We start from the raw sequence: 13,721 nt of genomic DNA on the forward strand, positions 1-13,721 counted from the left end.
CTGCCCACGTCAAATCATTGCTGTGCATCTTTGCGCGGCTGGCGCAGCACCTCGTTGATCTGCGGTTTATCGACCGGACCGGTAATGCGGTAGCGCAGAATGGAGACCTTGCTCCACAGCGGCCCTAGCACTTTACTGGCGGCAAACACCGCCGCACCGACAATCGGGTTCACCACGAAGGCCGCCGCAACGCCCACGCTCGCGGAAATTTCCGGCGCCACCACGGCTTCCATATCCAGCTCGCGGCGCACGAGGTTGACCGAGCCTTTCATGGCGATATCCGCTTCCAGGCCATCCACCAGCGTATCGTCCGTATGCAGAACGCCGTCCTTGATCCACGCCGTACTGCGGATGGAATCGTAGTAGAACCCTTCGCTGAAGGTATCGCTGAAATCGAAGCGCAGCTTGCGCAGCAGCGCATCAAAACTCAGCAGGCGCAGGATCTGCCCGGCGCGCCCCGTGCTCACGTCGGCGATTTCACCTTTGCCGAAGCGGGTTTTCAGAATGCCGTTCAGCGAGGCCTCATCCGGCTTCCACGGGGCGTCGCGCCAGTGAAGATCGTAATCGACGTCAAATGACGAACCGCGTAGCGGCGTGCTGATGCCAAAGAAATTGGCTGCCGCATCCAGTTTGTTGCCTTTAATGTCTCCCTTGAGGGACGTTCGCTGCTCGCCCGGGTTATTCACCCATTCCCCGCCTGCCGTCATGCGGCCAAAGCCAGTGTCGATCAATCCACCGGTGAGCGTAAGCGTATTTCCCTGAATGGCAAAATCACCGTCGATACGGCCATATTTCTGTCCCCACAGCCAGCACTCCGCGCAGCGCAGCTGGAGATCGGGCCAGCCGCTAAAATCGACGCGGGAGGTTTGACTCAGCGGCGAGGTATCCGCCGGTTTATCTTTACTCGCGGCGGCCGGGTTGTAGTAGAGATAGCGGATCGCCGCCTGCCACGGCGCGTGATTGCGCATGGTCAGCGTGCCGTTGATCTCCCGGCCCTGGGCCTCCACTTTCGTTCCGTTAGCAGCAGGCTGCGAGACAATACTCAGGTTGTTCCACTGCTGCCCGCCCAGCATCAGCGACGGCGTGCGTACGGTAATGGTTTGCGGGAACTGGGCGGTTTCATCAACATTTTGCCCAACGCCTTTCTGGAACAACGCCAGCCACTCTGCACCGTCCATCGGCGGCAGATTCAGCTCAACGCCCGTCTGCTCTGGCAGCGGCGGCGTGGAGCGGCTATCCGTCGTCCAGATGGCCCTGTCGAGGGTGAGCTTGCGGTTAAGCAGCCAGCGGCTGTTGAAGTGGTTCGTCCCGCCCGCGTTTCCGGTCAGCGCGAAGCTGTTCAGGTTGCCCTCGACGTTCAGCTTCACCGGCAGCGGCTGTCCGGCCTGTTTATCCAGCGGCGCAGGCAGCTGGCTTCGAAGATTCTTCAGATCACCCGTGATGTCGACCTTGTACTGGGCACCCGCGTGATAAGGCAGGTCGATTGCCACTTTACCCTGCCAGGCGACCGCCCCCTCCACCGACGCCTCAATCGGCTTCGGCAGGACATCCATTCGCGCTGGCTGCCAGTTACCGTCCAGATTGACGGCCACCTGATACGCCTTTTCACCCTCTGTGGTCGTGAAGTCGATATTCACGGGCTGATTAAACCAGCTGGCGGTCAGCGGCTCGCTCTTCAGGTTACCGTTCTCAAAGCTGAACTGCCCGCTGAGATTTTTCAGGGTGCTCTCAAGGGGTTTAATGTACAGACTGTTGTTCTTCAGACGGACGTCGCCTTTCGCGGTGGTCATCTCACCGTCCAGCGGGATATCAAGATGTAAGCGAGCATTCACATCGCCATCAAGCTGCAGCTGCTGAAGCGTCGCCGCCAGCGACTCTTTCAGGGGGGTCTCCTCAAAGTACGGTCCCACCGCCTTGCCGGGACCGTTGATGTCGGCATCAATCAGCAGCTTCTCTTTTGAGTAGTCCGGAATGTTGGCCGTCAGGTTGCTGGCCGTCACGCCGCCCAGCGCCACGCTGTCGGACTTCATCCACAGGCCGTCATTGAGGAAGTTAAGTTCGATATCCAGGTTTTTCAGCGCGGGCCAGCCCGGCTGGAACGCGAAGGTGGCGTCATGCAGCGGCACCAGCACCTGGAACTGACCTTCATTATGTTTGTACGGGAACAGATGGGGGTTACCGCCGTAGACCAGCGTGGCGTTTTCCGCCTGCCCCCCCTGAATCGCGCCGCTCAGATAGTCGACCAGCGCTTTACCCATCAGGTTTTCCGGGAAATAGCGCCAGGCCTGCGAGCCATCATCGGTACTGATTCCGGCCAGAATACCCAGCCACGGCTCGTCCCCCTGCGGTTGCAGATAGCGGAAGTCACCCCGCGCGTGTACCGCTTTAGCTTTGACATCGATGTGGCGACCATCGAGCTGGAAGCCCTTATCGTTACGGAGCCAGTTAAGCACTGCGTTCCCCTGTTCGATTTCCAGCGGTGCGCGGAAGACCGTCTCGTACGGCATTCTGGCGTCGTGCATATCAACCGTCAGCCTGCCGTTCTCCACGCTGCCTTCCAGCTTGCCGCTAAAGTGCTCCGCACCCGGCAGCAGCTTCCACTGCTTCCAGGCAAGATCTTTCCATGTTGCCTGGAAACGGGTTTTTTCCGTCGCCTGAAGCGGGATATCCAGCGCCAGAGAATCGATCTTTCCGCTCGGCTGCGTAGCCAGCCAGATCTCGCCCAGGTCTGGAGAGAGCTTTGCCGCCATTGAGCGCAGCCCTTCAATGGCGGCCAAATCCAGGTTGCTGGCGCGGATGCGCAGCTCGTCGCTGCGTTTACTGGCCGTGCCGCCAACGTCCTGCTCCGGCATCCAGGCCAGCGTCAGCGCACCGCGCGGCCACGGCTTGCCGTCCATCGCGATCCGCGTATCGGGAATGGCAAACTGCCATCCCTCTTTCTCCTGCGTCACGTGGGCGGTGAGATTATCGACGGAAAGCTGATGCTGCTGGTTTTCACCTTTCCAGCTCGCGCCCCCCTGCTTGAGCCAGATATCGCCGCTGGCAAATTCGCCTTTCGTCAGGGTCAGCCAGCCTTCAAGGCTGAATCGGGCCGTTTCCAGCTGCATATTCTGCTGGAGCCAGTCGCCCAGCCACGGTTTGACGTCCACATCGTCGGCCTGCAGCCAGACTTTGCCGTTATTTAGCAGACCGTCATCGTCACGCAGATCCATGCGCACCTGCATCACGCCGTGCTGACCGTTCAGGCTGGAGAGACTCACCTGCCCCTCAGCGCGGTGCCGGTTCCTGCCGTTGAGCCAGGTCAGCTGGGGGATCGCCAGTTCCGCACGCTGGCCGGAAAGGGTAATAAAGCTCACTTCGCTGTCGCGCAGATCAAAATGATCGAACTGGCGCAGGAAAAGATCGCTAAAACGGTTGGCCTCAAGCCCCTGGCTGCTGTCGCCGCCGGAGATGGGCGTATTGGTCAGAAACTGAAGCTGATAAAAGGTGAGATCGCGAAACTGCCAGCGCAGATGCAGCAGGCTTTGCCAGACGTCCAGCGCCAGGGTCACGCGTTTGATTTTGAGGTGGCCGCCATCTTTCAGGCTGGCGTTGATATCCCGCACATCGAGCGTCGGGCCAAAGTTCTGCCAGCTGGCGCTTACCTGGCTGACGTTCACCGGCACGCCGGTGGTGGATTCGATTTTTGCCAGCAGCTGCGGACGCCAGCTGTCCAGATGCGGTAAAACGAGGCGTAGCCCGCTCACGAGCAACGCGACAATCACGACCAGCGTTGCCCCTGTAAGCAATAAAATCCCCGGCAATCGCCTCACGCATCTCTCCTTGTCAGCATTCGTCACGCAGCGTACTGCGCTTACATCATCACGACGTCAAACTGCTCCTGGTTATAGAGCGGTTCAATTTGTACTTTTACCTGTTTGCCGACAAAGATTTCCACTTCCGCCAGCGCGTGTGACTCTTCGCCTTTCAGCGCTTCAGCCACCGCAGGGGAAGCATAGACCAGAAAACGATCGGAGTCGTAGGCATGATGAACACGGACGATTTCACGCATGATCTCGTAGCAGACCGTCTCAACCGTCTTTACCGTTCCGCGTCCATGGCAGGTCGGGCATTCATTACACAGCACATGCTCCACGCTCTCGCGGGTACGCTTACGCGTCATTTCCACCAGCCCCAGCTGTGAGAAGCCGTTGATGCTGGTTTTCACGCGATCTTTACTCAGGGCCTGCTCAAGCGAGTGCAGCACGCGGCGGCGATGGTCTTCATTACTCATATCGATGAAGTCGATGATGATAATGCCGCCCAGATTGCGCAGACGAAGCTGGCGCGCAATCGCCTGCGTGGCTTCGATGTTGGTGTTGAAGATGGTGTCGTCCAGATTACGATGACCGACAAACGCGCCGGTGTTGATATCGACGGTGGTCATCGCTTCGGTCTGATCGATGATCAAATAGCCGCCGGACTTCAGCTCAACCTTACGCTCCAGGGCACGCTGGATCTCGTTTTCGACATCATAGAGATCGAAGATCGGCTGACGCCCGGTGTAGTGCTCCAGCAGGCCAGGCATCTCCGGGATATATTCAGCGGTAAACTCCAGCAGCGCTTCATACGTCAGGCGGGAATCCACGCGAATGCGGTCGAGCTGCGCGTCGGCAAAGTCACGCAGCACGCGCTGCGCCAGCGCCAGCTCACCATAGAGCTGATAGCGGGTCTGGTTGCGTTTTTTACGCTCCATCACTTTTGTCCAGACGCGCTTCAGGTAAGCCGCATCTGACGCCAGGTCTTCCTCGCTGATCCCTTCCGCGGCGGTGCGGATGATAAATCCGCCCTGTTCATCGCAGTAGGCGCTGACGACTTTCTTCAGGCGCTCGCGCTCGCTTTCGCTCTCAATACGCTGCGAAACGCCCACGTGCGACGCGCCGGGCATAAAGACCAGATAGCGGGAAGGTAAGGTGATATCGGTGGTCAGACGGGCGCCTTTGGTACCAAGAGGATCTTTCACCACCTGCACCATTAAGTCCTGCCCCTGACGCACCAGTTCAGAAATGTCGCGCACGGCAAACTGCTTTTGCTCTTCGCCCGCGACGCACTCGGTGTGCGGCATGATGTCGGAGGCATGTAAAAATGCCGCCTTATCCAGTCCAATATCTACAAAAGCCGCCTGCATACCCGGCAGTACACGACTGACACGACCTTTGTAGATATTGCCTACTATTCCGCGCCGCGCTTCACGCTCAATATGAATTTCCTGAAGAATGCCACCGTCAATATAGGCCACACGGGTTTCCGATGGCGTTACGTTTACCAACAATTCAGCCGTCATAATTATCCCTTCCCTCACGCAGTGAGTTAAAATTGCTCAGCAACTCATACGTTTCCACCAGCGGTAAGCCGACTACGGCGTGATAGCTGCCATGAATCTTCCTGACAAAACAGCCACCCAGCCCCTGAATACCGTATGCACCTGCTTTATCCATCGGTTCACCGCTGGCAATATAAGCGGCGATCTCGTCGTCGGTAAGTACTCTGAACGTGACATCCGTCACCACCAGGCAATCCAGCACGTGCTGGCGGTCCGCCAGCGCGACGGCCGTCATCACCTGATGCGTTTGTCCGGACATTTTGCGCAGCATGCGCGCCGCGTGTTCGGCGTCATGCGGTTTCTCCAGCACTTCACCGTTAAGGATAACGATGGTATCAGCTCCCAGCACGGGCAGATCGCGCGGCACGCAGGCCACGCCCGCCTGCGCTTTCTCACGCGCCAGACGTGACACGTACTGTTGAGCACTTTCGCCCTCAGCACGTATTTCTTCAATGCCGGTCACGATGCGTTCAAAAGAGACCCCAAGCTGCGTCAGGAGTTCCTGACGGCGCGGGGAGCCGGAAGCGAGATACAAAGACGTCATAGAAACCTTTTATTGCACAGCAAACTGCTGGCGAACCTTACGCATCAGCAGGAATAGCCACGGCCAGAGCACACCGTTTACTACACTACTCCAGAACACTTCCGGTCGGAAAGAGACGTTGATCACTAAAAACTCTGCCCAGAAAACAACGATATCCGCAGCAAGCGACAACAGCATCACGACCAGGGCCTGTTGCCAGAGCGCGAGGTTACGGAAGAGCTGGAATTTCAGTGCGACGAGGTACGCAATAATGCTCATGGACAAGGCGCGTACGCCCAGCGTAGAGCCACTAATGAGATCCAGTATGGCACCCATCACAAAACCCGTGCCGACATTTACGCGATGCGGCAGGGCAAGGATCCAGTAGAGCAAAATGAGCAAGACCCAGTTTGGCCGGAAAACGAGAATGTTATCCGGCCAGGGCATAATCTGCAGCAACAGTGCAATGAGGAACGAGAGCCAGATGACCCAGCGTCCCTGGCTACGATAGCTTGCCACTACTGCCCTCCCGAAGAGAGTTTAGGCGGTGGCGGCGCATCCGGCAGCGGCTGCGTTAACCCCGTTGCCGGTGCCGGGACTGGCGCAGGCGGCCCCATAGAGTCCGCTGGCGGGAGAACCTGCGGCATCATCTGCATCAGGCGTTCATTTGCCACACGATGGACCTCTTCAGGCGTCATCGGGTTAGTACCGTTACGATCGGCGCCCCACAGCAGCAGCAGGTAGCGCAGACGCTGTAAACCGGCGGTTGGACGCGCCTGAATCACGGTATAGGCACGCTGCGTATCCAGCTTCACCGAAGAGACCACCGCAACCGGATAGCCTTCAGGGAAGCGGCCACCCAGACCGGAGGTCACCAGCACGTCGCCCACGCGGATATCCGTGTTGGCCGGCAGGTGTTCCAGCTGCAGGTCATCCGTACAGCCGTTCCCGGCCGCAATCACGCGGATATCGTTACGCAAGACCTGGATCGGCAGCGCATGCGTGGCGTCACAAATCAGCAGCACGCGGCTGGTCAGTTTGGCGACGGCAACAACCTGGCCTACTACGCCTTTATCACTGATGACGGGCTGGCCTTCATACACCCCGTTGACGCTCCCTTTGTCGATCACAACCTGATCGCTGTAAGGGTCGTTCACGGTGGAGATCACCTGGGTAACCATCTTCTGCTCATCCTGACGCAGCGGCGAGCCGAGCAGCTCACGCAGACGCGCGTTTTCCTGCTTGTATTGCCCCAGCATCAGAAGTTCGCTGTTTTTCAGCAGCAGTTCCTGGCGTAATGCCCGGTTTTCAAGTTCGAGCTGGTCTCGTGAAGACAGCGTTTGAGAAACGGAGTCGAGCAGTTCACGGGGACCATTTGATATAAAGTAGAAAGGACTGACGGCGGTATCCATGTACGTTCGGATCTGGCTGAACGTACCGAGGCGGCTATCGGCAATAATGACCCCAAGCGCAACCAGAACCGCCAGAATGAGGCGAAACTGTAGCGATGGGCCACGGCTAAAAATTGGCTTCATAGGCTATGCGTATTCTCGCGTCAGAGAGAAAGGGTAGCAAATTGCTACCCTCTCAAACTCGACTACTCTTCGCTGAACAAATCGCCGCCGTGCATGTCGATCATTTCCAGCGCCTTGCCACCACCACGGGCGACGCAAGTCAGTGGATCTTCTGCAACTACGACAGGAATACCTGTCTCTTCCATTAACAGGCGGTCGAGGTTACGCAGCAGCGCACCACCACCGGTCAGAACCATACCGCGCTCCGAGATATCGGACGCCAGCTCTGGTGGGCACTGTTCCAGCGCGACCATTACCGCACTCACGATACCCGTCAGTGGCTCCTGCAGTGCTTCCAGAATTTCGTTGGAGTTCAGGGTGAAACCGCGTGGAACACCTTCAGCCAGGTTGCGGCCACGTACTTCGATCTCGCGCACTTCATCGCCCGGATATGCAGAGCCGATTTCGTGTTTGATACGCTCTGCGGTGGCTTCACCGATCAGAGAGCCGTAGTTACGGCGCACATAATTAATGATGGCTTCGTCGAAGCGGTCACCACCGATACGTACGGAAGAGGAGTACACCACGCCGTTCAGAGAGATAACGGCCACTTCAGTGGTACCACCACCGATATCCACCACCATGGAACCGGTCGCTTCAGACACAGGCAGACCTGCACCGATTGCCGCCGCCATTGGCTCTTCAATCAGGAACACTTCACGCGCACCTGCGCCCTGAGCAGATTCACGGATTGCGCGACGCTCGACCTGGGTTGCGCCAACCGGCACACACACCAGAACACGCGGGCTTGGACGCATGAAGCTGTTGCTGTGAACCTGCTTGATGAAGTGCTGAAGCATTTTTTCAGTCACGAAGAAGTCAGCGATAACGCCGTCTTTCATTGGGCGAATAGCGGCGATGTTGCCAGGGGTACGACCCAGCATCTGCTTCGCGTCATGACCCACAGCGGCTACGCTTTTCGGCGAGCCTGCACGATCCTGACGAATGGCCACAACGGAAGGCTCATTCAATACGATGCCTTGTCCTTTTACATAAATAAGGGTATTCGCAGTACCCAGGTCAATGGACAGGTCATTGGAAAACATGCCACGAAATTTTTTCAACATACTAAGGGATAATCCTGAAAGCTGGGGCGGAAAACAAAATCCGCTTACTTTACCAACCACACGCAGCAGCGACAAGGCGCAAAAATCATCTGCAACGGTGAAAATTTGTGCAGTACGTTTCCTGATGTTACAAAATCATCCCCTGACTCCCTCAGGGCTGAGTAAACAGCAGCACTCCTTACTGACCTTTGTAACCCGTTAAAGGTCGTTCACTGGCTTTTTGCTCGACATACTCAAAGCTACAGGCGCGATATTCTACGTGAAAACAGCGTAAACGGCAGGTCAAACCGAGTATCTTTGCAAATATTTTTTCACATTGGTGTCAAGCGGCTGAGAGGCAGCAAAAAAATCCCCCTGACCACCCATTACACCGCGCTCTGTTAACATTTGCCATTCGCCTCTGGCGCGCACGCCCGCGGCAAAGACCTGTGTTCGCGTTCCTTTGCACGCCTCAACCAGGCTCTGTACCAGCAGCTGGTTTTCCGTGCGCTTTTCAATATTCCTTACCAGCCCCGGATGTAGCTTTAATAGCTCCACATCCAGCTCCTTGATCCAGTTGGTGCTGACCAGCGTCAAACCTGCCTGCGTCACCGCGACGCGCGCGCCGAGCGCGTTGATCAAACGAACCACCGGACGTAACCGGCTGATGTGTTGACCTACATCCGCCTCAGCAAGTTCAAAAATAATGCGTTTGCGTTGCGATTTTTCGCATTGCATTAATGTATCACGCAGCCAGCGCTGAAAACGCGGGCGTATTAATGACTCCACGGTGACCTGTAACGCCAGGCTCTCTTCAGGCCAGAATGATAAAAACGGAATCAAGCGGCTAATTTGCTGACGGTCATACTCTTCGGACAGCCCAAATTGCAGCACCATTGGCAGATATTCCGCAGAAATAACCTCTTCCGTACCGTCAAAAATACGACACATCAGTTCACGGTGATGAACGTTGCCGTTTTTCATGACCGCGGGTTTTTGATAAATACGCGGTCCGCCGCGACTTAGCATTTGCTCAATCAACGTACGCCAGCGCACGTTACCGCGCCCTTTTTCCGGCAGCGAATCATCATAGACCGCCCATCCGTTCGCGCCCTGCAGCACGGCGTTGCGGGTGGCCGCTTCCGCATGCTCCATCACCTGTTCTGTCGATTGTCCGCCACGCCAGGCGCAGATCCCCATGTGGACCATATCGTCCCTGTCGAGCATTTTGCTCTGCGGCAGCGCATCAACCGCCTTCAGCAGCTGGCTGGCGATGCTTTCCGACTCCTTCAGCGTCCGATGCGGCAGCAACACGGCAAAGTCGCTGCGGTGGTAGCGGGCCAGCAGCGCGCCCGGGTAGCGCATAATAAAGGTGGAGAGCAGGTTGATCAGCGTAAAGAGATTTTCTTCCGCGGCCCGCTGTCCCCAGGTGTCGCGCAGGAGATCGAAATCAGGCAGGCGAATCATCATCACCACCCCGTGCGTCCCCACTTTTTCCGAATCGTCGAGCAGCGTGGCGAGCTGATTATCAAAGAAAAGGCGGTTGTTGAGGCCGGTTTTATTATCCTGCGCGGCATAGGAGCGGATCAGCGTATCCATTCGGCTGCGCTGGTCGCTGGCAAACTGGATTTCCGAAAGCAGCGTATCCAGCGCGCTGCTGGCGCGTGACGGCCATTCGTGGACTGAACCACGGACCTGCGGGCCGCGTTCACCGTTAAGGATCCGCACGGAGCGCATCTCCAGCAGCTCCTGGCCGGAGAGCTGGCGGCGCAGCCAGCGGACCGCGAGAAAGATCAGCAGGACGATAAACGCCACCGCGACGGTGAGCGGCGCGGTGGTCATCATGGAACGGAAATAGCTGGCCATCGGATCAAGATAGACCATGTGTATGGTCATCCCCGGATTTTTAAGGGAATGTACGGTCACTTCCCGATACTGGCTCACCACGCCCGCAGGCCGATAGCTTCCCGGGCGTTCGTGGCTTAACACACGATGCTTTCCCTGCTGAATGTCGATCTGAACAATATCAACAGGTACCATCAGCTCATCGAGCTCCCTGGAGAGTGCCGGTAGCGGCGTCGTCAGCAGACGCGTATCAATTACCGACGCGACAGACTGTACCCGGTTAACCAGTTTGTCCTGAATGGCGTTGTAAAAGCTCAGAGAGCAGCCCAGAAGGGTGACAAAAATGGTAAGCCCCGTCAGCAAGGTGATAAAAGCTGAGAACTTCGTCGTTAATCGCATCCTTGAGATTACTCCGTGGGTTGATGGGGTAGCGAGTAAGCGCTAACTTGCATGTCAAATGCGGCATACTACCAAATCGGGTGTATCTGGCAATTTATTGCGTTAAATCGGCACTGCGTTTCCCTGAGCGAGTATAGTCTTCAGAAATTATTTTCCAATCAAATGAGTCGAGAGGACCCCGTATGCAGGCTTTGATCTTAGAACAGCAGGACGGCAAAACGCTTGCCTCAGTGCAGGCGGTAGAAGAGAGTCGCCTGCCGGAAGGCGAAGTAACCGTCGACATCGACTGGTCCAGTTTAAATTATAAAGATGCGCTGGCGATTACCGGGAAGGGTAAAATCATCCGAAATTTCCCTATGGTGCCGGGTATTGATTTCGCTGGCCGGGTACATACCAGCGAGGATCCGCGCTTCCATCCGGGCCAGCAGGTCCTGCTCACCGGCTGGGGCGTAGGTGAAAATCACTGGGGCGGGCTGGCCACGCAGGCGCGCGTGAAGGGCGACTGGCTGGTGCCGATGCCGAAAGGTATGGATGGCCGCAAGGCGATGATCGTCGGCACGGCAGGCTTTACCGCGATGCTGTGCGTGATGGCGCTGGAAGACGCAGGCATCCGCCCTGAATCGGGGGAAGTTGTCGTCACCGGTGCCAGCGGGGGCGTGGGCAGCACGGCAGTGACGCTACTGCACAAGCTGGGCTATCAGGTTGCGGCGGTTTCCGGTCGGGAAAGTACCCACGATTACCTGCGCCAGCTCGGTGCAAACCGCATTCTCAGCCGTGACGAATTCGCCGAAACCCGTCCACTGGAAAAACAGGTCTGGGCGGGCGCGGTGGATACCGTCGGTGATAAAGTGCTGGCAAAAGTCCTGGCGCAGATGAACTACGGCGGCTGCGTGGCCGCCTGCGGGCTGGCGGGCGGATTTGCCCTGCCAACCACCGTGATGCCATTCATTCTGCGTAACGTCCGCCTGCAGGGCGTGGATTCCGTGATGACACCTGCGGCTCGTCGTACTGAGGCATGGGAACGTCTGGTGCGCGATTTGCCGGAATCTTTCTACACCCAAAGCGCCACGGAGATTACGCTCAGCCAGGCACCGGACTATGCCAGTAAGATCATGGATAACCAGTTCCACGGTCGCGCGCTGGTGAAAATCGCCTAATCTTCAAATTTTCGTGACATATTCGCGCGAATCACTCTCCTCCGTCATGCTTAGGAAAACGCATGACGGAGGATGCCATGAAAAACCGAAAACTGACGGAAGCCGACGTAACGTCCGAGTCTGTCTTTATGTTACAGCGCCGCCAGATCCTGAAAATGCTTGGCATCAGCGCCACCGCGCTCTCGCTCTCGCCTTCGGCTCACGCTGACCTGCTCGACTGGTTTAAAGGCAACGATCGGCCGAAGGCCCCTTCCGGCGCCCCGCTCACCTTTACGAAACCCGCCCAATGGCAGAACAAACTGACGCTTACGCCAGAAGATAAAGTGACGGGCTATAACAACTTCTACGAATTTGGCCTCGACAAGGCCGATCCTGCGGCCAACGCCGGTAGTCTCAAAACCGATCCGTGGACGCTGAAAATCGACGGCGAAGTGGCAAAACCCCTGACGCTGGACCACCACGATCTGACCACCCGTTTCCCGCTCGAAGAGCGTATCTACCGCATGCGCTGCGTGGAAGCCTGGTCGATGGTGGTGCCCTGGATCGGCTTCCCGCTGCATAAATTGCTGGCGATGGTGGAGCCCACCAGCAACGCAAAATATGTCGCTTTCCAGACGCGGTATGCGCCGGACGAGATGCCGGGCCAGAAAGACCGGTTCATTGGCGGCGGGCTGGAGTATCCCTACGTTGAAGGGTTACGCCTTGACGAAGCCATGCACCCTCTTACGCTGCTGACCGTCGGCGTTTACGGCAAGGCGCTTCCGCCGCAGAACGGCGCGCCCATCCGTTTGACCGTGCCGTGGAAATACGGTTTCAAAGGAATTAAGTCTATCGTCAGCATTAAGCTCACCCGCGAGCGTCCGCCAACCACCTGGAATCTGGCGGCTCCGGACGAATACGGTTTCTTCGCCAACGTGAATCCGCACGTGGATCATCCGCGCTGGTCGCAGGCGACCGAGCGTTTTATCGGTTCCGGCGGCGCGCTGGACGTAAAGCGCCAGCCAACGCTGCTGTTTAACGGTTATGCGGATGAAGTGGCCTCGCTGTACCGTGGCCTCAATTTACGGGAGAACTTCTGAGTGCGTTTAACGGCAAAACAGATTACCTGGCTGAAAGTGCTGCTGCATTTAGCCGGATTACTCCCTTTTATCTGGCTGTTCTGGGCCGCCAGCCAGGGGCTTTTTAGCGCCGATCCGGCCAAGGATATCCAGCATTTTACCGGTCGGATGGCTCTGAAATTTTTACTGGCCACCTTGCTCGTCTCGCCGCTGGCGCGCTACGCTAAACAGCCACTATTGATACGCACCCGTCGGCTTTTGGGGCTATGGTGTTTTGCCTGGGCCACGCTGCATCTGACCAGCTATGCCCTGCTGGAACTGGGAATTAACAATCTGACACTGCTTGGCCGCGAACTGGTGACGCGCCCTTATCTGACGCTGGGTATTGTGAGCTGGGTGATTTTACTGGCGTTAGCGCTGACATCCACGCAATATGCGCAGCGAAAGCTGGGCCGTCGATGGCAGTTGCTGCATAACTTCGTCTATCTTGTCGCGATCCTCGCACCCATTCATTATCTGTGGTCGGTGAAGATCCTCTCTCCGCAGCCGATCCTTTACGCGCTGGCGGCCGTGGCGCTTTTAGCATGGCGTTACAAGAAGTTCCGCCAGTGGTTGCGATAGTTCGCGAAACTGTGCGTTTTCCCGCAGATTGCCTCTCAACCGCAAATCTTTTTTGGATTGCGGTTGATAATCTTCCCTGATAAGACCAGTATTTAGCTGCCAAATGCTACGAAATCGTTATAATGTGCGACCTTGG

General features: G+C 57.1%; 11 protein-coding genes. 4 read left to right on the forward strand and 7 right to left on the reverse strand.

The window, feature by feature from the left end:
- Nucleotides 1-14 precede the first annotated feature (14 nt).
- The 6 genes from yhdP to mreB form a co-directional block, all read right to left on the reverse strand.
- Complete coding sequence (yhdP, locus tag FHC52_RS13390) at nt 15-3,812, reverse strand: AsmA2 domain-containing protein YhdP (protein WP_126289140.1); 3,798 nt, start codon at nt 3,810-3,812, stop codon at nt 15-17.
- A 41-nt stretch (nt 3,813-3,853) separates the two neighbouring features.
- The gene (gene rng / locus FHC52_RS13395; RefSeq protein WP_008502847.1) at nt 3,854-5,323 is read right to left on the reverse strand and encodes a ribonuclease G; all 1,470 of its coding nucleotides are present in this window, start codon (nt 5,321-5,323) and stop codon (nt 3,854-3,856) included.
- Nucleotides 5,313-5,906: a nucleoside triphosphate pyrophosphatase gene (locus tag FHC52_RS13400; protein WP_008502848.1), complete on the reverse strand. Its 594-nt coding sequence runs from the start codon at nt 5,904-5,906 to the stop codon at nt 5,313-5,315. The genes rng and FHC52_RS13400 overlap by 11 nt, the downstream gene beginning before the upstream one ends.
- Nucleotides 5,907-5,915: 9 nt before the next feature.
- On the reverse strand, nt 5,916-6,404 hold the full coding sequence (gene mreD / locus FHC52_RS13405; protein WP_008502849.1) for a rod shape-determining protein MreD: 489 nt from the start codon (nt 6,402-6,404) through the stop codon (nt 5,916-5,918).
- Nucleotides 6,404-7,420, reverse strand: coding sequence for a rod shape-determining protein MreC (mreC, locus tag FHC52_RS13410; RefSeq protein ID WP_008502850.1), 1,017 nt, complete (start codon nt 7,418-7,420; stop codon nt 6,404-6,406). The genes mreD and mreC overlap by 1 nt, the downstream gene beginning before the upstream one ends.
- 62 nt (nt 7,421-7,482) lie before the next feature.
- A complete protein-coding gene (gene mreB, locus FHC52_RS13415) occupies nt 7,483-8,526 on the reverse strand; it encodes a rod shape-determining protein MreB (RefSeq protein WP_000913396.1) in 1,044 nt (347 codons plus the stop codon).
- On the opposite strand from mreB, the gene FHC52_RS13420 reads away from it, so the two are divergent.
- Nucleotides 8,495-8,728 carry a hypothetical protein gene (locus tag FHC52_RS13420; RefSeq protein WP_162230876.1) on the forward strand — a complete coding sequence of 78 codons (234 nt, stop codon included), beginning with the start codon at nt 8,495-8,497 and terminating at the stop codon, nt 8,726-8,728. The genes mreB and FHC52_RS13420 overlap by 32 nt on opposite strands.
- A gap of 80 nt (nt 8,729-8,808) precedes the next feature.
- On the opposite strand, the gene csrD is transcribed toward FHC52_RS13420, so the two are convergent.
- Nucleotides 8,809-10,749 (reverse strand): RNase E specificity factor CsrD, encoded by a 1,941-nt coding sequence (gene csrD, locus FHC52_RS13425; RefSeq protein WP_023326184.1) that lies wholly within the window; start codon nt 10,747-10,749, stop codon nt 8,809-8,811.
- Nucleotides 10,750-10,931: 182 nt separating this feature from the next.
- Here csrD and FHC52_RS13430 point away from each other — a divergent pair, with 182 nt between their 5' ends.
- The 3 genes from FHC52_RS13430 (at nt 10,932) to msrQ (ending at nt 13,585) form a co-directional block, all read left to right on the forward strand.
- Nucleotides 10,932-11,906, forward strand: a complete 975-nt coding sequence (locus FHC52_RS13430) for an MDR family oxidoreductase (protein WP_023294684.1) — start codon at nt 10,932-10,934, stop codon at nt 11,904-11,906.
- 77 nt (nt 11,907-11,983) lie between these two features.
- Complete coding sequence (msrP, locus tag FHC52_RS13435; RefSeq protein ID WP_008502853.1) at nt 11,984-12,985, forward strand: protein-methionine-sulfoxide reductase catalytic subunit MsrP; 1,002 nt, start codon at nt 11,984-11,986, stop codon at nt 12,983-12,985.
- A complete protein-coding gene (msrQ, locus tag FHC52_RS13440; RefSeq protein ID WP_049121832.1) occupies nt 12,986-13,585 on the forward strand; it encodes a protein-methionine-sulfoxide reductase heme-binding subunit MsrQ in 600 nt (199 codons plus the stop codon).
- The last annotated feature ends 136 nt before the right edge of the window (nt 13,586-13,721 follow it).

Origin of the sequence: Enterobacter sp. EC_64 (genome assembly GCF_019584165.1) — a bacterium.
GTDB lineage: Bacteria > Pseudomonadota > Gammaproteobacteria > Enterobacterales > Enterobacteriaceae > Enterobacter > Enterobacter roggenkampii.

Coding starts and splice junctions, on each gene's coding strand:
- rng (WP_008502847.1), bottom strand. CDS start 5,323: ATGACGGCTGAATTGTTGGTAAACGTAACGCCATCGGAAACCCGTGTG.
- FHC52_RS13400 (WP_008502848.1), bottom strand. CDS start 5,906: ATGACGTCTTTGTATCTCGCTTCCGGCTCCCCGCGCCGTCAGGAACTC.
- mreC (WP_008502850.1), bottom strand. CDS start 7,420: ATGAAGCCAATTTTTAGCCGTGGCCCATCGCTACAGTTTCGCCTCATT.
- mreB (WP_000913396.1), bottom strand. CDS start 8,526: ATGTTGAAAAAATTTCGTGGCATGTTTTCCAATGACCTGTCCATTGAC.
- csrD (WP_023326184.1), bottom strand. CDS start 10,749: ATGCGATTAACGACGAAGTTCTCAGCTTTTATCACCTTGCTGACGGGG.
- FHC52_RS13430 (WP_023294684.1), top strand. CDS start 10,932: ATGCAGGCTTTGATCTTAGAACAGCAGGACGGCAAAACGCTTGCCTCA.
- msrP (WP_008502853.1), top strand. CDS start 11,984: ATGAAAAACCGAAAACTGACGGAAGCCGACGTAACGTCCGAGTCTGTC.